Here is a 22,072-nt window from a genome sequence, read left to right on the forward strand (position 1 = left end):
TGGTGCCTACATGGTTACGTGGGAACAGGTTGTAGTACTGGGTTCGGCTCTTCCCTCCGTGGAAGAGTCGACCTCGTACAACACCCCGGCACTCAAGGTGGCAGGTAAAACTTTTGCGCGGCTCCGCACCGAAGCGGAGGGCGCTTTGGTCGTGATGTGCGGTCTGGACGAGAAGGAGGCGCTACTCGCCAGTGGCGAGGCGGCTTTCTTCACCACAGATCACTATCACGGGCACGGATCGATCCTCGTGCACCTCGAACTGATCGACGAGGTGCAGTTGGGCGAGATGCTCGAAGATGCGTGGCGGATCAAGGCGCCCGCCAAGGTGCGAAAGCTCCGCACCGTCGTCAAGAACTGATCGGATTTCACCGGCTCCGATGTGCATGCACGGTCGGCGATGAAGCACAGCCGATGTGCATGCACGGTCGGCGATGAGTCACAGCCGATGTGCATGCACGGTCGGCGATGAGTCACAGCTAAACTCGGCGGCGTGGCTTCCCCGATGATTGCACCGTCCATTTTGTCCGCAGATTTTGCTCGACTCGCCGATGAAGCGACTGCCGTGTCCGGCTCCGACTGGCTTCACGTCGACGTGATGGACGCGCATTTTGTTCCCAATCTCACGCTGGGTCTGCCGGTGGTCGAGAGTCTGCTGAAGGCGACGGACATTCCTCTCGACTGCCATCTCATGATCGAGAATCCGGAGCGCTGGGCGCCGCCGTACGCCGAGGCCGGTGCGTACAACGTCACGTTCCACGCCGAGGCCACCGACGACCCGCGTTCGGTTGCCCGCGATATTCGTGCAGCTGGTGCCAAGGCGGGGCTGAGCATCAAGCCTGGAACCCCGATCGACGACTACCTGGAAATCCTCAAGGACTTCGACACCCTCTTGATCATGAGCGTCGAACCCGGATTCGGTGGTCAGTCCTTCATGCCTCAGGTGCTCGACAAGGCACGCGCAGTTCGCAAGCTCGTCGACTCGGGTGAGCTGACGCTCCTCGTCGAAATCGACGGCGGCATCAACGCTTCCACGATCGAGCAGGCCGCTGAAGCAGGGATCGACTGCTTCGTCGCCGGTTCGGCGGTGTACGGAGCGAGTGATCCCGGTGAGGCGGTGCGCAAGCTCCGCGCGCAGGCCGCCTCGGCGTCGCCGCACCTGACGCTGTCGGTCTGAGCCGCTCGATGGCAAAGGGTGGACAGGCGTCGACGGCTGATCTTGACGCCGCGATGCAGATTGCGCTGGCCGCAGCCGATTCTGCGCGCGGATTCACCAGCCCCAACCCGCCGGTCGGCGCTGTCATCCTCGCCGCCGACGGCACCATCGCTGGCGTCGGTATGACGCAACCGCCCGGTGGACCGCACGCGGAGGTCGTGGCTCTCGACGAGGCTGGCGATGCGGCACGTGGCGGTACGGCCGTGGTGACACTGGAACCGTGCAATCACCAGGGGCGAACCGGGCCCTGCTCGCAGGCATTGATCGACGCCGGAGTCTCGGCGGTTGTCTACGCAGTCGGTGATCCCAATCCCGAGGCTTCCGGCGGCGCAGCGACGCTCATGCGAGCTGGAATCAGCGTCACGGCCGGACTGAGAGCACCCGAGGTGGAAGCTGGTCCACTGCGAGCCTGGCTGCACAAACAGCGCACCGGTCGCCCGCACATCACGTGGAAGTACGCGGCCAGTCTGGACGGACGCAGCGCTGCCGAGGACGGAACGAGTCAGTGGATCACCGGTCCGCAGGCGAGGGCGCGCGTGCATGCTCAGCGGGCGCAGATCGATGCGATCGTGGTCGGCACCGGCACCGTGTTCGCCGATGATCCGTGGCTGACGGCGCGTCAGCCCACCGGTGAACTCGCGGCGCATCAGCCCGTACGCGTCGTCGTCGGAAAGCGTGAAATACCTTCGACGGCAAGCGTTCTGGATGACACCGCACCGACTCTGGTGCTCAACACCGACAACATCGACGAAGTAGTCGAGGCGTTGGGGGAGTACACAGACGTACTTCTCGAGGGTGGGCCCCGTCTGGCCGGAGCATTCCTCGCCGCCGGATATGTCGACGTCATCGAGGCGTACATCGCTCCGATACTGCTCGGCGCGGGCGCTTCCGCGCTCGTCGATGCCGGAGTGCACACCATCACCGACGCCCACCGATTCCGTTTGGAGTCCGCGGTAACGATCGGCCCCGATATTTTGTTGAGTCTGGTTCCGGAGAGTTCTGCTCCGGGGAACGAGGAGTAGGGCGCGTGTTCACAGGAATTGTGGAAGAACTCGGCGAAATTGTCGCCAAGGAAGAACTGGTCGATGCTGCACGCTTCACGGTGCGCGGGCCACTGGTCACCTCCGACGCCGGTCACGGCGATTCGATCGCGGTCAACGGCGTGTGCCTGACGGTCGTCGATGTGCTTGCCGACGGTTCGTTCACCGCAGACGTCATGCAGGAAACGCTGAACCGCTCGAGCCTGGCGAAGTTGGATGTCGGCTCTCGCGTCAACCTCGAGCGTGCCGCGGCGCTGAACAGTCGACTCGGCGGCCACCTGGTCCAAGGGCACGTCGACGGAACTGGCCACGTCATTTCCCGCTCGCCTTCCGAGAACTGGGAGGTAGTGCGGATCGCACTGCCGGACTCCATTTCCCGATACGTGGTGGAGAAGGGTTCGATCACTGTCGACGGAGTCTCGCTGACGGTCTCCGCGCTGGGAGGCGAGCGCGGGTTCGAGTACTTCGAGATCTCGCTGATCCCGACAACGCTCGAGTTGACGACGCTCGGAACCGCTGTGGTCGGTACGCCGGTCAACCTCGAGGTGGACGTGATCGCCAAGTACGTCGAGCGGCTTCACTCTGCCGGTCGGTAGGACCAGGCTGATCGGACCCGTCCGATTGGTCGTAGGGTTGTCAGTGCATCCGTCGGATGCACTTGTTGTATTCGATGATGTTAAAAGTCAAGACTTTGGAGTGCGAGCACGTGACCAGGTTCGACAGTATCGAGCGCGCAGTAGCAGATATCGCTGCAGGTAAAGCTGTTGTCGTCGTGGACGACGAGGATCGCGAGAACGAGGGCGACCTCATCTTCGCCGCCGAGAAAGCCACCCCGGAACTGGTGGCGTTCATGGTCAGGTACACCTCCGGCTACCTGTGCGTGCCGCTCGACGGTGACGATTGCGATCGGCTGGGCCTGCCCCCGATGTACGCCACCAACCAGGACAAGCACGGCACCGCCTACACCGTGACCGTCGACGCCCGTGAGGGAATCGGTACCGGCATCTCGGCATCGGACCGCGCTGCGACGATGCGTCTGCTCGCAAACCCCGAATCCGGTGCCAACGATTTCACTCGTCCCGGCCACGTCGTTCCGCTCCGCGCGAAGGAAGGCGGAGTGCTGCGTCGTCCGGGCCACACGGAAGCTGCAGTCGACCTCGCCCGCATGGCGGACCTGCGTCCCGCCGGCGTCATCTGCGAAATCGTCAGCCAGAAGGACGAAGGCGCGATGGCTCAGACCGACGAGTTGCGAGTCTTCGCCGACGAACACAACCTTGCTCTGATCTCGATCGCGGACCTCATCGCATGGCGTCGCAAGCACGAGAAGCACGTACTGCGCATCGCCGAGGCCCGCATCCCCACCCGCCACGGTGAGTTCACCGCTGTCGGCTACACCAGCATCTACGACGAGGTCGAGCACGTTGCGCTGGTGCGCGGCGACATCGCAGGCCCCGACGGAGACGGTAGCGACGTACTCGTCCGCGTTCACTCCGAGTGCCTCACCGGCGACGTCTTCGGTTCGCTGCGGTGCGATTGCGGCCCACAGCTCGACGCCGCACTGGACATGGTCGCCCAGGAAGGCCGCGGCGTTGTCCTGTACATGCGCGGACACGAGGGTCGTGGCATCGGCCTCATGCACAAGCTGCAGGCCTACCAGCTCCAGGACGCCGGTTCCGACACAGTCGACGCCAATCTCGAACTCGGGCTACCGGCGGACGCCCGCGACTACGGCATCGGTGCGCAGATCCTCGTCGATCTGGGGATCTCGTCGATGCGTCTGCTGACCAACAACCCGGCCAAGCGTGTGGGTCTGGACGGCTACGGCCTGCAGATCACCGATCGCGTTCCGATGCCGCTGCGCGCGAATGCGGAGAACCTCACCTACCTGCGCACCAAGCGAGATCGGATGGGTCACGATCTGATCGGACTGGACGAGTACGAGGCGAACCAGAACACCGCACAGCCGGGAACCGCACTGTGAGCGGCGAAGGTCAGCCGCAGCTCGCGATCGCCGAGGCCAAGGATCTGAAGCTGGCGATCGTTGCCGGGCAGTGGCACGCGACGATCTCCGAGGCTCTGATCGCCGGCGCGCAGCGCGTCGCGCAGGAGGCACAGATCAAGGACGTGACACTGGTCCGTGTCGCCGGTGCGATCGAACTGCCGGTCGTTGCGCAGGCATTGGCGCGCACGCACGACGCCGTCGTCGCACTCGGTGTTGTCATCCGCGGCGGCACGCCGCACTTCGAGTACGTGTGCGACGCGGTCACCGCGGGCCTTACACGCGTCTCACTCGACGAAAGCACTCCCGTGGGGAACGGTGTCCTGACCACCGACACCGAGCAGCAGGCTCTTGACCGTTCGGGGCTGCCGGGTAGCGTCGAGGACAAGGGCGCACAGGCCTGCGCCGCCGCACTGGACACCGCAGTGACCCTGCGCCATCTCCGAGCACCATGGACCGAGGATTCGTTTCGATGAGTACACCCGGCGACAACGAGAACTGGGAACTGATTGCGTCACCGCGTAAGTCGACGCGATACGCTATCGGAGTTGCTGTCCTCCTGGTGATCGTTCACGTCACACTTGCACTCCTGCTCCGCCAGGGGTCCACCGGCGTGTACTTCCGAGCCGCGGACCAACTTGCGATGGCAGGCATCGGCACCATTCTGGCTCTCGGTGTACTGATGTTGACGCGGCCCCGGGTCAAGGTGGGCAAGCAGGGAATCGCCGTACGAAACATCTTGGGCGAGAAGATCGTCGACTGGGATCTGTTCGAGGGACTCTCGTTCCCCGACGGCGCCGCCTGGGCACGCATCGAATTGCCCGACGACGAGTACATGGCAGTGATGGCGATCCAGTCCAACGACCGTGAGTACGCCGTCGACACGGTCGGCAAGTTCCGCGAACTGGCCGACCGCTACGCACCGGTCGCGCACAAGAGCAACTGACGTCTTCCGACCGGTTCGGTGCCCGCATCCTGCGCGTTTCCGAGTCGGTCGGTGGCGGCGACTAACCTGAAACCGTGCCGGATCCCTCGACTTACCGCCCCGCTACCGGAACCATTCCGGCTGCGCCGGGCGTCTACAAATTTCGCGATCCGCATGGTCGGGTCATTTACGTCGGAAAGGCGAAAAGCCTCCGTTCACGTTTGAACTCGTACTTCGCGGACGTCACGACACTTCATCCCCGTACTCGGCAGATGGTGACCACCGCCGGCAGCGTCGAGTGGACCGTCGTCAGTACCGAAGTCGAAGCGCTTCAGCTCGAGTACAACTGGATCAAGGAATTCGATCCGCGGTTCAACGTGCGGTACCGCGACGACAAGACGTATCCGGTTCTCGCCGTGACGCTCAACGAAGAGTTCCCGCGGCTGTTCGTCTACCGCGGTCCGCGGCGCAAGGGCGTCCGCTACTTCGGTCCCTACTCGCATGCCTGGGCGATTCGCGAAACACTCGATCTGCTGCTGCGAGTGTTTCCCGCACGAACGTGCTCGTCCGGAGTCTTCAAACGACACAACCAGATCGGCCGGCCGTGTCTGCTCGGTTACATCGACAAGTGCTCGGCGCCCTGCGTCGGACGAGTCAGCGCCGAGGAGCATCGTCAGATCGTCGAAGATTTCTGCGACTTCCTCGCCGGCCGCACGGACAAGCTGGTCAAAGATCTCGAAAAGCGCATGCAGCAGGCTTCCGAGGACCTCAATTTCGAGACTGCAGCCCGTCTGCGTGACGATATCGGGGCTTTGCGCAAGGCGCTCGAGAAGCAGGCCGTCGTACTCGGTGACGGCACCGACGCCGATCTCGTAGCCTTTGCCACCGATGATCTCGAAGCCGCCGTTCAGGTGTTCCACGTGCGCGGCGGACGCGTGCGGGGTCAGCGTGGATGGGTCGTGGAGAAGGCAGGCGATGCCATCGACTGGGCCGCACTCGACGCCGAGTCCGACCTGCCGATCCTGGTCGAGCAGTTCCTCACCCAGTTCTACGGTGAGCAGGCGGCACTCGACCCGGGAGCGGGCTCCGAGGCCGGGATCAGCGCCGTTCCCAAGGAAGTTCTCGTGCCGGTCCTGCCTGCCAACGCGACCGAGATCCAGGCGTGGCTGAGCAAGCTTCGGGGATCGCAAGTGCAACTGCGGGTTCCGCAACGCGGCGACAAGAAAGACCTCGCCGAAACGGTCCAGCGAAACGCGAAAGAGGCTCTGGCGCAGCACAAGCTCAAGCGCGCCGGCGATTTCACCTCGCGTTCTGCGGCGCTTCAGGGCATCCAGGAAGCACTGGACCTGGACTCGGCTCCGCTACGAATCGAATGCATCGACATCAGTCACGTCCAGGGAACCGACGTCGTGGCGTCACTGGTCGTGTTCGAAGACGGGCTCCCGCGTAAGTCGGACTACCGCCATTACGCGATCAAGGAAGCTGCCGGCGACGGTCATTCCGACGACGTGGCGAGTATCGCCGAGATCACTCGCAGGCGGTTCCTGCGACACAACCGCGACCTGGGCATTCTCGCTGCGTCGGCGTCGACCATGGACGCGGACGGTGGGGATCTGGCTCCCGAAGCGGCGATCGACCCGGCGACGGGCCGGCCTCGGCGGTTCGCCTATCCACCCAATCTGTTCGTCGTGGACGGCGGCGCCCCTCAGGTCACGGCCGCAGCGGCGGTCCTCGACGAGCTGGGGGTCACCGACGTCGCGGTAGTCGGCTTGGCCAAGCGACTCGAAGAGGTGTGGGTACCGGGGGAAGAAGATCCGGTCATCCTTCCCCGAACGAGCGAGTCGTTGTACCTCCTGCAACGCATCCGAGACGAAGCCCACCGCTTCGCGATCACGTTCCATCGCAGCAAGCGCTCGAGGCGGATGACGGCTTCGGCTCTGGACTCGGTCAAGGGGCTCGGTGAAACTCGCCGTACTGCTCTGGTGGCTCACTTCGGTTCCGTGGCGAAGCTGAAAACGGCAACGGTCGAGGAGATCATGCAGGTCCCCGGTATCGGTGAGACCACAGCCACAGCAGTTCTGGCCGCACTCGGCATGGATTCGGCTGCAACCGATGCGGGTGCTGAAGCTCGAGCGCTGCCAGCCGCGGTAGGGGATGATGAGCTGGACAAGGAATCCGAATCGTCTGTTACGTCTGCTGACGCGCCCAGCGCCGAATCCGGTAGCGGTGACGAGGGCTCCGAGTCGCGAGAATTGTCCATGCCGACGACGGGGCCGAGTGCACAGTGACTACCGACAGCGCCAAAGACAGTCGAACGATGGATTTCCTGCTGGTGACGGGATTGTCCGGAGCCGGTTTGAGTACCGCTGCCAAGGTGCTCGAAGACCTCGGCTGGTATGTCGCGGACAATTTGCCACCTGAGCTCATTTCCCGGATGGTCGGTCTGAGCTTGACCTCCGATCCGCCGGTCGATCGTCTCGCCGTCGTGATCGACGTGCGGAGTCGACTCTTCACCGGCGATCTCGGGTGGGTGCTCACCGAACTCGAGGCGGAGCCGATCCACACTCGGGTGCTGTACCTCGAAGCGTCCGACGACGTCTTGATCCGACGGTTCGAACAGGTGCGCCGCAGTCATCCGTTGCAGAACGACGGCATCGACGGCACGTTGTCCGAAGGGATCGCAGCCGAGCGTCGGCAGTTGGCCGTGGTGAAGGCGGCCGCCGATCTGGTCATCGACACGTCGGCGCTGAAGGCACATCAGTTGCGTCAGAAGATCGAAACGGCGTTCGGGAACGACGCCAACCGCACGATGAAGGTGACGGTCCAGTCGTTCGGATTCAAGTACGGCCTGCCGATGGACGCCGATCTCGTCTGTGACGTTCGATTCCTGCCCAATCCCCACTGGATCCCGGAACTTCGCCCGCACACCGGTCAGGATGCCGACGTCCGCGACTACGTGTTGTCCCGCGAGGGCGCGGAAGACTATCTAGACACCTACCGACATCTGGTGGATTTGACGATCGCCGGATATCGACGAGAAGGAAAGCGCTACATGACAATTGCGGTCGGGTGCACCGGTGGTAAGCACCGAAGCGTGGCCATGTCCGAAGCTCTCGCGAGGCGTTTGGGTTCCGAGGACGACATCTCGGTCAGCATCGTGCACCGGGATCTGGGGCGCGAATGAGTGAACCGACACATAGCTCGCGGGAGAAGCCAGATGGGCCGGCCATCGTCGCGCTCGGCGGCGGGCACGGATTGTTCGCCACGCTCCAGGCCGTCAGACGCCTGACGGTCGACGTCACCGCAGTGGTCACGGTCGCCGACGACGGTGGTTCGTCGGGCCGGCTGCGCGCCGAACTCGGCGTCATCCCGCCCGGTGACCTCCGGATGGCGCTCGCGGCTCTCGCGTCGGACGAACCCGAGATAGTCGACTGGACTCGGACCATTCAGCATCGCTTCGGCGGTGTCGGCGCACTTGCCGGGCACTCGGTGGGCAATCTCATCCTGGCCGGACTCACCGAGGTGCTCGGCGATCCGGTCGTCGCGCTCGACGAGATGGCGCGACTGCTGCGAATCCGTGGCCGCGTGCTGCCGATGTCGCCGATCGCGCTCGAGATCGAAGCCGACGTTCAAGGACTCGAAGAGGACCCACGCGTCAGCCGCTGCATTCGTGGACAGGTCGCCGTCGCGACCACGCCGGGCAAGGTTCGGCGTGTGAGACTGCTCCCGTCCAATCCGCCCGCGTGTCCCGAGGCTGTGACTGCGATCGATCGTGCCGATCTCGTGGTTCTCGGCCCGGGATCGTGGTTCTCGAGCGTGATCCCGCACGTACTGGTACCCGAACTTGTCGAATCACTGTCGTCGACGAATGCTCGAAAGGTGCTGGTGCTCAATCTCGCACCCGAGCCGGGGGAGACCGCCGGATTCTCCGCAGAGCGTCACCTGCACGTACTCTCCCAACACGTGCCCGATTTTCGGGTCGACTACGTGGTGGTCGACTCGGCGTCGGTACCGGCCGGGCGTGAACGTGAACATCTGCAGCGTGCGGCGGATCAATTTTCAGCCGAAGTCAGGTACGCGGATGTCGCGGACACCTCACCGGGCGCAGCGCATGTACACGATCCGGCAAAACTGGCCGATGTACTGGCTGAACTGTCGAGCAGTGCGGCAGTAGGGGATTCGACACAGTCTTCCCTGCAAGAACAGCAATCCGAAGAACAGAGGGAGAACGCTTCGTGGCAATGACAGCGGAGGTCAAGGACGAACTGAGCCGGTTAGTGGTGACTCAGGTCAGCTGCCGCAAGGCAGAGGTCTCCGCGTTGCTGCGCTTTGCCGGTGGGCTCCACATCGTCGGCGGCCGGGTGGTCGTCGAAGCAGAGGTGGATCTGGGCTCCACGGCGCGACGTCTGCGCCGGGAGATTTTCGACCTGTTCACCTACAGTGCCGATGTTCACATACTCAGTGCGGGCGGGCTTCGAAAATCCGCTCGCTACATCGTGCGTGTGGCGAAGGAGGGTGAGGCCCTCGCGCGCCAGACGGGACTGCTCGATCTTCGCGGGCGCCCGGTTCGCGGCTTGCCTGCGCAGGTCGTCGGCGGAAGTGTCGGCGACGCCGAAGCAGCTTGGCGCGGTGCGTTCCTCGCGCACGGTTCCCTGACCGAACCCGGCCGTTCGTCGGCGCTCGAAGTGAGCTGCCCCGGCCCGGAAGCTGCACTTGCTCTGGTCGGAGCTGCGCGGCGTCTGGGGATCTCGGCGAAGGCACGTGAGGTTCGCGGAACGGATCGTGTGGTGATCCGCGACGGTGAGGCCATCGGCGATCTCCTGACCCGAATGGGAGCCCAGGACACACGCCTGGTGTGGGAGGAGCGACGGATGCGACGCGAGGTCCGCGCCACCGCCAATCGTCTCGCCAATTTCGACGACGCAAACCTGCGACGCTCTGCTCGCGCTGCCGTTGCGGCTGCTGCGCGCGTCGAGCGTGCGTTGGAGATCCTCGGCGAGGACGTGCCCGATCACCTCGCGGCGGCGGGCGCACTGCGCGTCGAGCATCGGCAGGCGTCCCTCGAAGAACTCGGCCAGTTGGCCGACCCGCCGATGACCAAGGACGCCGTTGCCGGACGTATCCGTCGCCTGCTGTCCATGGCTGATCGCAAGGCGAAGGAAACGGGCATACCCGACACCGAATCCGCAGTGAATGTGGAGCTACTCGAAGAGGGGTGACCTGCCCTCCGTCAGGGTGGGCTGCGCACGTTCGGGCCACGCGCATTAGGGTATGAGTCACATCGACCGATGAACCCCACGTCCGCGTCGTGCACACACGGATTCGGAGTATGCGTGGGTCAAGTTGCACACCAGAATCATGGTCAAAGGAGCGAATTGTGACTGTCCGGGTTGGCGTAAACGGTTTCGGCCGTATCGGACGTAACTTCTTCAGGGCGGTGGATGCGCAGAAGGCGCTCGGAACCACCGATATCGAGATCGTGGCAGTCAACGACCTGACTGACAACGCGACGCTCGCTCACCTGCTGAAGTACGACTCCATCCTCGGCCGTTTGCCGTACGACGTGTCGCTCGACGGTGACGACACGATCGTCGTCGGCGATCAGCGCATCAAGGCCCTCGCACACCGCGGCCCGTTGAACGAGCTTCCCTGGGGAGAGCTGGGCGTCGACGTCGTCGTCGAGTCCACCGGCATCTTCACCGACGCCGCAAAGGCCAAGGGACACCTCGAAGCCGGCGCCAAGAAGGTCATCATCTCGGCTCCGGCCAAGGGTGAAGACATCACCATCGTGATGGGCGTCAACGACGACAAGTACGACGGCAGCCAGAACATCATCTCCAACGCGTCGTGCACCACCAACTGCCTCGGCCCCATCGCCAAGGTTCTCGACGACGAGTTCGGCATCGTCAAGGGTCTGATGACCACGATCCACGCGTACACCCAGGATCAGAACCTGCAGGACGCTCCGCACGCAGACCTCCGTCGCGCCCGCGCAGCTGCCCTCAACATCGTTCCCACCGGCACCGGTGCAGCCAAGGCAATCGGCCTGGTTCTCCCGCAGCTGCTCGGCAAGCTCGACGGCTACGCACTGCGCGTGCCGATCCCCACGGGCTCGGTCACCGACCTCACCGCGAACCTGAAGAAGTCGGCCACCGCCGACGAGATCAACGCCGCGATGAAGGCTGCTGCCGAAGGACCCCTCAAGGGCATCCTGAAGTACACCGACGCACCGATCGTCTCCTCGGACATCGTCACCGACCCGCACTCGTCGATCTTCGACTCGGGTCTGACGAAGGTCATCGACGACCAGGTCAAGATCGTTTCCTGGTACGACAACGAGTGGGGCTACTCCAACCGCCTCGCCGACCTCATCGGCCTCGTCGCCAAGTCTCTCTGAGCGGAGTTTCGATAACAGTGGCAGTTCAGACGCTGAAGGATCTGCTGGACGCTGGGGTCGAGGGGCGCACCGTACTGGTGCGTTCCGACCTCAACGTCCCGTTGGATGGCGGAGAAATCACGGACCCGGGCCGCATCGTCGCGTCCGCTCCCACCCTGCGGGCACTTGCCGAGGGTGGAGCGAAGGTCATCGTGACCGCGCACCTCGGGCGCCCCGACGGTCAGCCCGATCCCAAGTTCTCCCTCGCACCGGTTGCTGCGAAGTTGGCCGAAATCCTCGGTCGCAACGTGCAACTCGCCGGTGACGTCGTGGGACAGGACGCGCTGGCTCGTTCCGAAGGACTCACCGATGGTGACGTCCTGATGCTCGAGAACATCCGTTTCGACCCTCGCGAGACCAGCAAGGACGAAGCCGAGCGGGTCAAGCTCGCCAAGGCTCTCGTCGAGCTGGTCGGTGACGACGGCGCATTCGTCTCCGACGGATTCGGTGTTGTTCACCGTAAGCAAGCGTCGGTCTTCGACGTCGCGAAGCTGCTCCCGCATTACGCCGGTTACCTGGTCGGCGCCGAGGTCGAGGTGCTCGCCAAGCTCACGCAGGACGCTGCGCGTCCGTACGCGGTGGTGCTCGGTGGCTCGAAGGTCTCGGACAAGCTGGCCGTCATCGAGGCACTGGCACCGAAGGTCGACACTCTGGTGATCGGCGGCGGAATGTTCTACACGTTCCTCGCGGCTCAGGGTGTCTCCGTGGGCAATTCGCTGTGCGAAGAGTCCATGATCGAGACCTGCAAGGGTCTCCTCGACCGGTACGCCGACGTCATCCACATCCCTCAGGATGTTGTCGTCGCGGACTCCTTCTCGGCCGATGCCGAGTCGAAGATCGTTCCGTTCGACAAGATTCCCGACGGCTGGATGGGTCTGGACATCGGACCGGAGTCGGTCAAGCGCTTTGCCGCGATCCTGACCGGCGCCAAGACGGTGTTCTGGAACGGCCCGATGGGCGTGTTCGAGTTCCCGAAGTTCGAGGCAGGCACCCGCGGTGTCGCCGAGGCAATCGTGGAGGCAACCGAGAAGGGCGCCTTCAGCGTCGTCGGCGGCGGCGACTCCGCAGCAGCCGTTCGTCAGCTCGGTATCCCGGACGAGGGCTTCTCGCACATTTCCACCGGTGGTGGCGCTTCCCTCGAGTACCTCGAGGGCAAAGAGCTGCCTGGCATCGCAGTACTGGAAGGCTGATCCGACATGGCACGTAAGCCGTTGATCGCCGGCAACTGGAAGATGAATCTGAACCACCTCGAGGCTATCGCCCTGGTGCAGAAGATCGCTTTCTCCTTGCCTGCGAAGTACTTCGACAAAGTGGACGTCACGGTCATCCCGCCGTTCACCGACATCCGTAGCGTCCAGACGCTGATCGAGGGCGACAAGCTCCTCCTCACGTACGGCGCGCAGGATGTCTCGGCTCAGGACTCGGGTGCGTTCACGGGCGAGATCAGCGGCTCCATGCTGGCCAAGCTCGGATGCACCTTCGTCGTGGTCGGCCACTCGGAGCGTCGCACCCTTCACGGTGAGACCAACGAGACCGTCCTCGCCAAGACCAAGGCCGCTCTCAAGAACGGCCTCACGCCGATCGTGTGCATCGGTGAAGGCCTCGAGATCCGCGAAGCGGGCGATCACGTTGCCTACAACGTCGACCAGCTCAAGGGTTCGTTGGCGGGCCTGAGCGCGGAGGAGATCTCCAAGATCGTCATCGCGTACGAACCTGTCTGGGCCATCGGCACCGGCCGGGTCGCTTCTGCCGCCGATGCACAGGAAGTGTGCGCTGCGGTACGAGCAACAGTTGCCGAACTTGCCGACGCCGAGGTCGCAGCCGGCGTTCGCGTTCTGTACGGCGGCAGCGTCAGCTCCAAGAACGTCGGAGAGATCGTCGGCCAGACCGACGTCGACGGCGCTCTGGTCGGCGGCGCGTCGCTCAAGGCTGACGAGTTCGCGACACTGTCTGCGATCGCTGCAGGCGGTCCACTCCCGTGACGTGATCGGGTCGTGAGCTGGAAACTGCAGGACACTGTTACTGCATGACACTGAACTGCGGGCGTGTGACCGAGTAGGTCACACGCCCGCAGTTTTTTGATTCGCCGGATTCAGCGCACGAGTTTGGTTTCCAAAGCGCCGACGAGTTCGGGAGCAAGGTCCAACCCGGTGGTCAGATAGTTCTCGACGGTCCCGTAGTGGTGTTCCACCTGCTCGAAGGCAGCGCCCAGGTAACTTGCGTCGACGGACAGCAGCAACCGGATCACCTCGCCCTTGTCTGCATCTGTGGCGGCGGCGATCGTTGCGACCGTCGCATCGATGTACTCGGCCGAGTACGTATTCGTGAGCAGGTAGTCCGCCATGATCGTTTCGCGCGGTACACCGGCGAGTGTTTGCAGTAGTGCTGCTGCCCAGCCTGTTCGGTCCTTGCCTGCCGTGCAGTGGAAGAGTTGCGGCCCGGCGGTAGTGGCCAGGGCGGCGAACAACTGCGAGAATCCGCTGCGAGTGACCGGGTCTGCGACAAAGCTGCGATTGATGTTCTGCATGAAAGCTGTTGCAGCGTCCGCTGTTCGGAGAGCCATCGCTTCGGCGTGGATGTTGCCGGACAGGATGGGAATGTGGGCGTACATAGCCGGCGTAGGCACGGTGTCGGGAGTTTCGTTCGCTTCGGTTTCGGAGCGCACGTCGTAGACGGCAGTCAGCCCCAGCGATTCCACGATCGCAAGATCCTCAGGCGAGGGCGTCAGCACGTTTGCGCGGTAGAAAACTCCGCGGCTCATCGCCTGTCCGCTGGTCGTGACGTACCCGGGGCCGGCCACGTCGCGGAAGTTGTGAATCGAAGCCAGACGTGGTGTGTCGGGCAAGGGTATGTCGGGCAGGGCAGTGTCGGGCAGGGCAGTGTCGGAAAGCATGGAGCCGGCCTTTCGGAGGTAGAGTCGCGTCAACTGAAAAACTACTGAATCGGTATCTCGACAGTGTGATCGATGCCACTGACCAAGAGTCGTGCCTGGCCGGGTGCAAAGTCATGTGCGAGGCGGGTATGTGGTCAGGCTATCTGTGCGCGCCTGTATGGTGTTATCGGTTGTAGTTGTCCCTATTGGATTGGTGGACGTAGACAGACATGAAACTGTTCCTGGATATCCTGCTGGTCATCACCAGCTTGCTCCTCATCGCCTTGGTGCTCCTGCACCGCGGTAAGGGCGGCGGTTTGTCGAGTCTGTTCGGTGGCGGTGTCCAGTCCAGCCTGTCCGGATCGACTGTTGTCGAGAAGAACCTCGACCGGTTGACGGTCTTCACCGCGTTGATCTGGCTCATTTCGATCGTCGGCATCGGCCTGGAGATCAAGTTCGCCTGATTCTCGGCTCATGACTTGCAGCCGGTAGTTTTTCACACACGAATTTCAGACACGGAACCCCGCCTATCGAGCGGGGTTCTTTGTTTCGGTCGATAATTGAGTGATGACTGAAACCGCGTCGCATCGAGAAACACCGCGAGAGGCCACCGAGCCGCTGCGCGAAGACATCCGGCTTCTCGGCGGAATACTCGGACAAATAGTGCGAGAGCAAGCCGGCGACAATGTTTTCGATCTGGTCGAGCGAGCCCGTGTCGAGTCGTTCCGAGTCCGTCGGTCGGAGATCGACCGCGCCGAACTGGTGTCGCTGTTCGCCGAAATCAGTACGGACGACGCCATTCCCGTCATTCGTGCGTTCAGTCACTTCGCGCTGCTCGCCAACCTGGCCGAGGACATCCACCGCGAGCGTCGACGGGCCATCCACGTCAACGCGGGTGAACCGCCCCGCGACAGCACTCTCGCCGCCACGTACACCAAACTCGATGCAGCCGATATCGATTCGGCTACCGTCGAAGAAGCGCTGCGGGGCGCCCTGGTCTCACCCGTCATCACCGCTCACCCGACGGAGACCCGACGCCGCACGGTGTTCGAGACGCAGAGTCGGATCACCGAGTTGATGCGATACCGCGAGCGCACGGCGCTGAGCGTCGCAGAAACCGCTGATGTCGATCTGCAATTGCGCCGTCAGATTCTGACCCTGTGGCAGACGGCTCTGATCCGGCTCAGCCGCCTCCGTATCCAGGATGAAATCGAGGTAGGCCTGCGCTACTACGACGCGGCGTTGTTCGAGGTGATTCCGAAGATCAATGCCGAGGTCCGCAAAGCTCTGCGCACGCGTTGGCCGGACGCCGGGCTCCTGCCGGAACCGATCCTGAGGCCGGGTTCGTGGATTGGCGGTGACCGGGACGGCAATCCGTACGTGACCGGCGAAATCGTCCAGCGCGCCACGTCGCGCGCTGCGGCGACTGCTCTCGAGCATCATCTCGAGGAACTCGAACATCTAGAGCGTGAACTGTCGATGTCGGCGCGGCTGGTGTCCGTCACGCCCGAACTCGATCTGCTGGCGTCTACCTCTGGCGACGATTCTGCATTCCGGGCCGACGAGCCGTACCGTCGTGCGATTCGCGGTATCCGCGGGCGATTGAGCGCAACCGCACTGACGGTACTGGGGGAGTTGCCCGCACACGGTGCTGATGAAGGTCTCGAGGCGTACACCGACCCGGCACAACTGCAGCGGGATCTCGGAATCATCGACACCTCGTTGCGTCGTTTCGGCGACGAGACCATCGCCGACGATCGACTCGATCGGCTCCGAGAAGCGGTGGAGGTGTTCGGCTTTCACCTGTCCGGTCTGGACATGCGGCAGAACTCCGAGGTACACGAAAGCGTCGTCGCAGAACTTCTGGCGTGGGCCGGAGTTCACTCGGACTACACGTCCTTGCCGGAAGCCGATCGAGTCGAATTGCTGTCGGCCGAGTTGACGACGCGGCGACCGCTGACTTCGCCGGACGCCGAGTTCAGCGAATTGACCACCAAGGAACTGGCCATCATGGCGGCCGGCGCCAAGGCGGTGCGGGTTCTCGGAGCGGGCGCGGTACCCAACTACATCATCAGCATGTGTACCTCGGTCAGCGACATGCTCGAAGCTGCGGTGCTGCTCAAAGAGGTTGGGGTGCTCGATCCGGGCGTCGGTAGCGAGCCCTCCTGCCCGATCGGAATCGTCCCGTTGTTCGAGACGATCGAGGATCTGCAGGGCGGCGCCGACACATTGCTGGCGACGCTCGACATCCCGATCTATCGTGCGATCGTCCGTTCTCGCGGTGACAGTCAGGAAGTGATGCTCGGGTACTCCGACTCGAACAAAGACGGCGGGTACCTGGCCGCCAACTGGGCGCTGTACCGTGCCGAACTCGACCTCGTCGATGCCGCGCGTAAGAGCGGAATCAGGTTGAGGCTCTTCCACGGCCGCGGCGGAACCGTCGGACGTGGCGGCGGACCGAGCTACGAAGCGATTCTCGCGCAGCCCCCCGGCGCAGTCGCTGGTTCTCTGCGAATCACCGAGCAGGGTGAGGTGATTGCGGCCAAGTACGCCGAACCGCGTCTGGCGCACCGCAACCTCGAAACACTCATCGCCGCGACTATCGAGTCGACGTTGCTCGACGTCGAAGGTCTTGGCAGCGACGCAGATGCGGCCTACGCGGTGTTGGACGAGTTGGCGGCACTCGCCCGCACCGCGTACAGCGAATTGGTGCACGACACACCAGGATTCGTGCAGTACTTCGAAGCGTCGACACCGGTCGCCGAGATCGGAGCACTCAATATCGGCTCTCGTCCGGCCTCTCGCAAGCAGACCAAGGCGATTTCCGATCTGCGTGCCATTCCTTGGGTGCTCTCGTGGAGTCAGTCTCGCGTGATGCTTCCGGGTTGGTACGGAACCGGCGCCGCGTTCGAAAGATGGATAGACGGAGACGACACTCGGCTTGCCACGTTGACGGGCCTGTACGAGAAGTGGCCGTTCTTCCGAACCGTGCTCTCGAACATGGCCATGGTGATGTCGAAGTCTGATCTCGGTTTGGCGGCCCGCTACGCGGACCTCGTGCCCGACGCCGAACTGCGCGATCGAGTCTTCGGAATGATCACCGACGAGCACGAACGCACAATTCGCATGTACAAGGCAATCACAGGCAACGAGAACCTCTTTGCCGACAACTCGGGACTCGAGCGTTCGGTTCACAACCGGTTCCCGTACCTCGAACCTCTCAACCATCTACAGGTCGAGCTGATCCGTCGGTACCGTTCCGGCGACGAGAGCGATCAGGTGCGTCGGGGTATCCAGCTGACGATGAACGGCCTGGCCACTGCGCTTCGTAACAGTGGCTAGGTAACAGCGGCTGGTTCTGCAGGTTTACCAGGGTGTGCGTGCGGCGACTCTAGAGCTGTCGCACGCACACCCAACGCTGCGCACCGGACCGAACGGGGACCGCAGTGGATCTGCAATTGAACGGACGAACTGCCGTGGTTACCGGCGCGGGAAAAGGTATCGGGTTGGCGATCACTCGGGCCTTGGTGGCCGAGGGAGTCCACGTCGTCGCGGGCTCGCGGACGCTCTCGGCGGAACTCGAATCGCTGCAGTCCGGCGGCGCCGTCACCTTTGTCGGCGTCGACCTCGCGAGTGTCGAAGGATCTACCCGACTGCTCGAGGTTGCAGCAGCGAGGGGCGGCGTCGACATCTTGGTCAACAACGTCGGCGCCGTCACTCCGAGAACGAGCGGCTTCGCGGCTATCACGGACGAAGAGTGGGCGTCGTCGTTCAGTCTGACGTTCTTGTCGGCTGTACGCACTGTTCGCGCTGCGCTGCCGGAGTTGATCCGCCGAGGTGGCGGGAGCATCGTGACGATCAGTTCGGTCAACGCATTCTTGCCTGACCCCACGGTGATCGACTACAGCGCCGCCAAAGCGGCGTTGACCAACTTCTCGAAGTCGTTGTCGAAAGAACTGGGCGGGAAGGGGATCCGCGTCAATACCGTCAGCCCTGGTCCGGTGCAGACCGAGTTGTGGCTCGGCAAGCACGGAGTGGCCTCGACGCTGGCGAAGGCGAATGGTTCAGCGGCCGACGATATCGTCGAAAGTGCGGCCGCCGGCGCCGAGACGGGCCGCTTCACCTTTCCCGAAGAGGTAGTGGACCTGGTGTTGTTCCTCGCCAGCGATCGCGCGGGGAACGTGACGGGCGCGGATTTCGTGATCGACGGCGGTCTGATCAAGACCTTGTGATCATTGCTGCCTGAAACCTGATCATGTGCGCGACGGTCGACGACGTGATGCACAGGATCACTGCGGACGCGATGACCACCCACAATCCCCACCCGATGGACGGTCCGGCGGTGTGCCCTGCGACCTCCGTACTACGTCGCACAATGGACGCGGCGTTTCCGACGGCAACGATCAAGACGGCGATTCCCACCAGCGGTCCCGTGCAGTGATTCTTCATCTCGGGCGTGACGTCTCGAACCATGAGGGTGATAAGCGCGGTTACCGCGCCCAGAGCGAGGACGAGTGTGATCACTCCGCATTCGTCGATACCACTGTGGTCGAGGGCGGAGGACGACGTCCACGGGCCGAGGCTTCCGGCGACGATCCCGGCGCACGCCCACAGCGATCCGATGAGGCTAGGTCCGTAACGGTCGGGCATGAGGGAGGGAATCGTGCGGGTTGACGGCGACTGAAACCCGAAGGCGCGTTGGTGATCCGGCTGATTGGGTGTGAACGTCACGCGACGGACCACCTTTCCTCCGCGCCGTCGTGGCGCCCAATCCAATGCTTTTTCGGAGTCTAGGGCCGCCCACTTCACTTTTTGCCGAATCGAGCGAAATTGATCGAACCGGCAGTACCAGTCAGTGCACGAAGTCCAGAGCTTCCTTGATCCACGCATTGAACTCGACGTTCGAACTCGTCCCGGTTCGGTCGACGACGATCCATCCCTTGCTCATCGGCTTACCCCGCATCTCGGGCCAACTTGCACCCTTGTGCGTCAGGAGTTCGTCAACTCGATCGGGGTCACACCGAACCATGATGTTGCCGTGTGAGTTCGCACTGGCGGCCAGCTTCCCGTTCACCATGAAGCTCAGCCCACCGAACATCTTTACTTCTTCGACGTCGCTCTCGCCCGAGAGCGCATCGCGGATACGCTCAGCCAGCGCCTTGTCGTATGCCATGGAGGCCTCCTGGGGTGGAGTTCCAGGTTAGATCAGGTGGCGCAGGTACGTCTGCGGGTCGTGAAGGAACCGCTGCCAGTTCGAGACCAGATCGAGGTCCTCCCAGCTCGCGGCTCGGATTCCCCATTCGCCGATCTCGAGCAGATTGGCGTTCGGCAGTGCCGCGATGATCGGCGAGTGCGTCGCGATCACTGCCTGCGCGCCGGATTCCACCAGCTCACCGAGCAGCGCGACCAGCGTCAAGGTCCCTTGGAAGGAGAGTGCGGCATCGGGTTCGTCGATGAGATAGAAGCCGCCGTCGGAGGTCCTCGACGACAAGATCTCGAGCAGCGCCTCACCGTGGGAGAGGTGATGGTAAAGCGGTTCAGGTCGCGTGGGATTGGGGTTGTCCTCCAAATACGTGTACAACCCGTGCAAGGTTTCGTCTCGGAGGTAGTACGCCCACTTCGACGCGCCGGGGCTCCGCTCGACCACAAGGTCGAGGCCGCTCGGTTCACTCGATCTGGTCTGATGTCGCGTATTGGTAGACCCGCCTTCGGCATTGAGACCGAGAACGGCGGCAAGAATTTCGATGACGGTCGACTTCCCCGCTCCGTTTTCGCCGACCAGAATGGTGACACCCGGTGGAAGTTCAAGACCGTCCTGAATGATCTGCGCAACCGCGGGCACCGTCATCGGCCAGCTGCCTACGTCAGCGCCCGACGATGTCCCGGCCTTGATGCGTCGGATGGGTTGTCTCTGCACGGCCATACGCTCTCACAAGGCTCCGACGGGAACTGAGGTTAGTGGCGCTGCGCGAGCAATTCGACGATTCGAGCCACGAGATCGAGGGGGATCGGTTTGTTCAGCGGGAACTTCACGGTTGATTTCGCAGCCCGGTACGGGTCGACGGACTTCTCGAACTCTGCGTCACCTGCCGGGAGTGGGTACATCGAGATGTGGTGTTTCCAGCCTGCGAAGTGAACCAGGTTCTTCCCATTCACCGTCATGGTCGGCATCTGATAGCTGATGGTTTCATCGAGGCCGGGAACAGTGCTGTGGATCGTCTCGCGGATGCTCCCGAGGGATCGCTGCACGTCGGTGGGAAACGACGCGATGTAATCGTCGATCGTCGCGAATTCGGCCATGAAACGGATCTTAATCACTGTCGGATTCAGTTGGCTCGCCAAAAATCGGGGCGGCTGCCGTCGGTGTCGGTGAACCCGTATGCCGTTCCGAGTTCGCCTGAACTGACCGATCGCTGATTCCATCGCTTCCGATTCGAATCGGCGGCGAGGGCGGCGATCGCACGTCCTGTGAATCTTGGTGACTCGGAGCGGGCAAAATCCGGAGGTGCAGTCGGCCCATCCCGCTCCGGCGACAAAGCGTCACGCCAATTCGATTCACCGACACCAAAATTGTCGAGCATCATCTCCGATCGCAGGAACCCCGGAGTGATGGCGACGGCAGTACAGCCGAACGGGGCAAGTTCGTGGCCTTGTGAAAATGCAAGCCTGTTCACGGACACCTTCGCCAGGTCGTAGAACACCGAGATGCGATAGTTCGATGCGTTGTATTCGGTAGTGCCGTCGGTTATTTCGGCGACCAGTCCGCCTGGCCGATCGATCATCAGCGGCAGGAGGTGGTGCGACGTGGTGATGTGGGTGTCGATCGCCAGGCGCAGAATGTGAAAGCCCTTGTCCAGATCGTGTTCCCATACCGGCGTGTTCCACTCTGCCGGCCCGCCCTTGAGCAGTTCCGCGCCCCAGATGTCATTGACCAAGATGTCGATATGTTGATAGTCGGCGCGCAAGCGTTCGGCGAGATCAGCCACTTGCGTGCTCTTGAGATGATCGACGGCAATCGGCACGCCGACGCCGCCCAGTTCGGTGACAAGCTCTGCCGTCTCCTCGATGGTTTCGCCGCGCGGATAGTCCGACTGAAGTATTCCGGCAGATGTGCTCCGGCCAGTGCAGATGACGGTTGCACCGGCCTCACCCAGGGCTGCGGCGATTCCGCGTCCGGCGCCCCTCGTCGCCCCGGCAACAACAGCCACTCGCCCGCGAAGTGCATCCGGATTCGGTGTCCACGACATTGTTCGATTGTTCTCGCCTGGATTGATTCGTTCAAGAGTGAAAGCGATCTACGGAACCGAACCCTACTTCGCGGCGTCCAAGGTAGTAATCGCTCGAAAGAACGAGACAGGGGGAGAGATGAATCGTTGTGCAGGGCAGAGTGCCCGTTGGAGACAAGGGATCTCGGGATTGAGTTCCGTTCCGTCAAAAGGAAATTCGCATCGGCTCCGGACTCAGCGGGTAGTCATGACTCGCCACTGTGAAAATGTCCTCGATGTACCACCGGGCCGGGGGGCGCCCCCAGGCGCGAACCCCCCCCCCCGGGGCACAAAACACCGGAAAAAACAAAAAAAAGACCGG

General features: G+C 63.0%; 23 protein-coding genes. 17 read left to right on the forward strand and 6 right to left on the reverse strand.

Features of this window, described 5'->3' with window-relative positions; genetic code table 11:
- Positions 1 to 10 precede the first annotated feature (10 nt).
- The 14 genes from R4P70_RS22865 (at position 11) to tpiA (ending at position 13,595) form a co-directional block, all read left to right on the forward strand.
- Positions 11 to 358, forward strand: coding sequence for an MmcQ/YjbR family DNA-binding protein (locus R4P70_RS22865; RefSeq protein ID WP_019748383.1), 348 nt, complete (start codon positions 11 to 13; stop codon positions 356 to 358).
- A 132-nt stretch (positions 359 to 490) separates the two neighbouring features.
- Positions 491 to 1,174 (forward strand): ribulose-phosphate 3-epimerase, encoded by a 684-nt coding sequence (gene rpe, locus R4P70_RS22870; protein WP_019748384.1) that lies wholly within the window; start codon positions 491 to 493, stop codon positions 1,172 to 1,174.
- Between the two features lie 8 nt (positions 1,175 to 1,182).
- The gene (gene ribD / locus R4P70_RS22875) at positions 1,183 to 2,235 is read left to right on the forward strand and encodes a bifunctional diaminohydroxyphosphoribosylaminopyrimidine deaminase/5-amino-6-(5-phosphoribosylamino)uracil reductase RibD (protein ID WP_019748385.1); all 1,053 of its coding nucleotides are present in this window, start codon (positions 1,183 to 1,185) and stop codon (positions 2,233 to 2,235) included.
- Positions 2,236 to 2,240: 5 nt separating this feature from the next.
- Positions 2,241 to 2,849 (forward strand): riboflavin synthase, encoded by a 609-nt coding sequence (locus R4P70_RS22880; RefSeq protein WP_070796972.1) that lies wholly within the window; start codon positions 2,241 to 2,243, stop codon positions 2,847 to 2,849.
- Positions 2,850 to 2,959: 110 nt separating this feature from the next.
- Positions 2,960 to 4,234 carry a bifunctional 3,4-dihydroxy-2-butanone-4-phosphate synthase/GTP cyclohydrolase II gene (locus R4P70_RS22885; protein WP_003944833.1) on the forward strand — a complete coding sequence of 425 codons (1,275 nt, stop codon included), beginning with the start codon at positions 2,960 to 2,962 and terminating at the stop codon, positions 4,232 to 4,234.
- The gene (gene ribH / locus R4P70_RS22890; protein ID WP_003944999.1) at positions 4,231 to 4,728 is read left to right on the forward strand and encodes a 6,7-dimethyl-8-ribityllumazine synthase; all 498 of its coding nucleotides are present in this window, start codon (positions 4,231 to 4,233) and stop codon (positions 4,726 to 4,728) included. Before R4P70_RS22885 ends, ribH begins: the two co-directional genes overlap by 4 nt.
- The gene (locus R4P70_RS22895) at positions 4,725 to 5,198 is read left to right on the forward strand and encodes a PH domain-containing protein (protein ID WP_007727982.1); all 474 of its coding nucleotides are present in this window, start codon (positions 4,725 to 4,727) and stop codon (positions 5,196 to 5,198) included. The genes ribH and R4P70_RS22895 overlap by 4 nt, the downstream gene beginning before the upstream one ends.
- A 74-nt stretch (positions 5,199 to 5,272) precedes the next feature.
- Positions 5,273 to 7,465: an excinuclease ABC subunit UvrC gene (gene uvrC / locus R4P70_RS22900; RefSeq protein WP_317831938.1), complete on the forward strand. Its 2,193-nt coding sequence runs from the start codon at positions 5,273 to 5,275 to the stop codon at positions 7,463 to 7,465.
- The gene (rapZ, locus tag R4P70_RS22905; RefSeq protein WP_003944872.1) at positions 7,462 to 8,361 is read left to right on the forward strand and encodes an RNase adapter RapZ; all 900 of its coding nucleotides are present in this window, start codon (positions 7,462 to 7,464) and stop codon (positions 8,359 to 8,361) included. Before uvrC ends, rapZ begins: the two co-directional genes overlap by 4 nt.
- Positions 8,358 to 9,422: a uridine diphosphate-N-acetylglucosamine-binding protein YvcK gene (locus R4P70_RS22910; protein WP_019748388.1), complete on the forward strand. Its 1,065-nt coding sequence runs from the start codon at positions 8,358 to 8,360 to the stop codon at positions 9,420 to 9,422. The genes rapZ and R4P70_RS22910 overlap by 4 nt, the downstream gene beginning before the upstream one ends.
- The gene (gene whiA, locus R4P70_RS22915; protein ID WP_317832140.1) at positions 9,419 to 10,396 is read left to right on the forward strand and encodes a DNA-binding protein WhiA; all 978 of its coding nucleotides are present in this window, start codon (positions 9,419 to 9,421) and stop codon (positions 10,394 to 10,396) included. The genes R4P70_RS22910 and whiA overlap by 4 nt, the downstream gene beginning before the upstream one ends.
- A 158-nt stretch (positions 10,397 to 10,554) precedes the next feature.
- Positions 10,555 to 11,574, forward strand: coding sequence for a type I glyceraldehyde-3-phosphate dehydrogenase (gap, locus tag R4P70_RS22920; RefSeq protein ID WP_003944851.1), 1,020 nt, complete (start codon positions 10,555 to 10,557; stop codon positions 11,572 to 11,574).
- A 17-nt stretch (positions 11,575 to 11,591) separates the two neighbouring features.
- Positions 11,592 to 12,803, forward strand: coding sequence for a phosphoglycerate kinase (locus R4P70_RS22925; protein ID WP_019748389.1), 1,212 nt, complete (start codon positions 11,592 to 11,594; stop codon positions 12,801 to 12,803).
- Positions 12,804 to 12,809: 6 nt separating this feature from the next.
- The gene (gene tpiA, locus R4P70_RS22930; protein WP_019748390.1) at positions 12,810 to 13,595 is read left to right on the forward strand and encodes a triose-phosphate isomerase; all 786 of its coding nucleotides are present in this window, start codon (positions 12,810 to 12,812) and stop codon (positions 13,593 to 13,595) included.
- Positions 13,596 to 13,705: 110 nt separating this feature from the next.
- Here the strand turns inward: tpiA and R4P70_RS22935 are convergent, their stop codons facing one another.
- A complete protein-coding gene (locus R4P70_RS22935) occupies positions 13,706 to 14,506 on the reverse strand; it encodes a tyrosine-protein phosphatase (RefSeq protein WP_317831942.1) in 801 nt (266 codons plus the stop codon).
- A gap of 209 nt (positions 14,507 to 14,715) precedes the next feature.
- Here R4P70_RS22935 and secG point away from each other — a divergent pair, with 209 nt between their 5' ends.
- From secG to R4P70_RS22950, 3 genes are all read left to right on the forward strand, one after another.
- Positions 14,716 to 14,949: a preprotein translocase subunit SecG gene (gene secG, locus R4P70_RS22940; protein ID WP_003944946.1), complete on the forward strand. Its 234-nt coding sequence runs from the start codon at positions 14,716 to 14,718 to the stop codon at positions 14,947 to 14,949.
- 103 nt (positions 14,950 to 15,052) lie between these two features.
- Positions 15,053 to 17,827 (forward strand): phosphoenolpyruvate carboxylase, encoded by a 2,775-nt coding sequence (gene ppc / locus R4P70_RS22945; protein ID WP_069146556.1) that lies wholly within the window; start codon positions 15,053 to 15,055, stop codon positions 17,825 to 17,827.
- A 104-nt stretch (positions 17,828 to 17,931) separates the two neighbouring features.
- On the forward strand, positions 17,932 to 18,717 hold the full coding sequence (locus R4P70_RS22950; protein WP_317831945.1) for an oxidoreductase: 786 nt from the start codon (positions 17,932 to 17,934) through the stop codon (positions 18,715 to 18,717).
- Here R4P70_RS22950 and R4P70_RS22955 read toward each other — a convergent pair.
- From R4P70_RS22955 to R4P70_RS22975, 5 genes are all read right to left on the reverse strand, one after another.
- Entirely contained in the window at positions 18,704 to 19,216 is a 513-nt protein-coding gene (locus R4P70_RS22955; RefSeq protein ID WP_230091153.1) for a hypothetical protein, read from the reverse strand. The two genes, R4P70_RS22950 and R4P70_RS22955, sit on opposite strands and share 14 nt — an antisense overlap.
- 121 nt (positions 19,217 to 19,337) lie before the next feature.
- Positions 19,338 to 19,658: a TfoX/Sxy family protein gene (locus tag R4P70_RS22960; protein WP_019748395.1), complete on the reverse strand. Its 321-nt coding sequence runs from the start codon at positions 19,656 to 19,658 to the stop codon at positions 19,338 to 19,340.
- 27 nt (positions 19,659 to 19,685) lie between these two features.
- Entirely contained in the window at positions 19,686 to 20,408 is a 723-nt protein-coding gene (locus R4P70_RS22965) for an AAA family ATPase (protein ID WP_084325928.1), read from the reverse strand.
- A gap of 32 nt (positions 20,409 to 20,440) precedes the next feature.
- A complete protein-coding gene (locus R4P70_RS22970; RefSeq protein WP_041814994.1) occupies positions 20,441 to 20,785 on the reverse strand; it encodes an iron chaperone in 345 nt (114 codons plus the stop codon).
- A gap of 26 nt (positions 20,786 to 20,811) precedes the next feature.
- Entirely contained in the window at positions 20,812 to 21,732 is a 921-nt protein-coding gene (locus tag R4P70_RS22975; RefSeq protein ID WP_317831953.1) for an SDR family oxidoreductase, read from the reverse strand.
- Positions 21,733 to 22,072: the final 340 nt, after the last annotated feature.

The organism is Rhodococcus sp. IEGM 1241 (assembly GCF_033142365.1).
In the GTDB taxonomy this organism is placed as follows: Bacteria; Actinomycetota; Actinomycetes; order Mycobacteriales; family Mycobacteriaceae; genus Rhodococcus_F; species Rhodococcus_F erythropolis.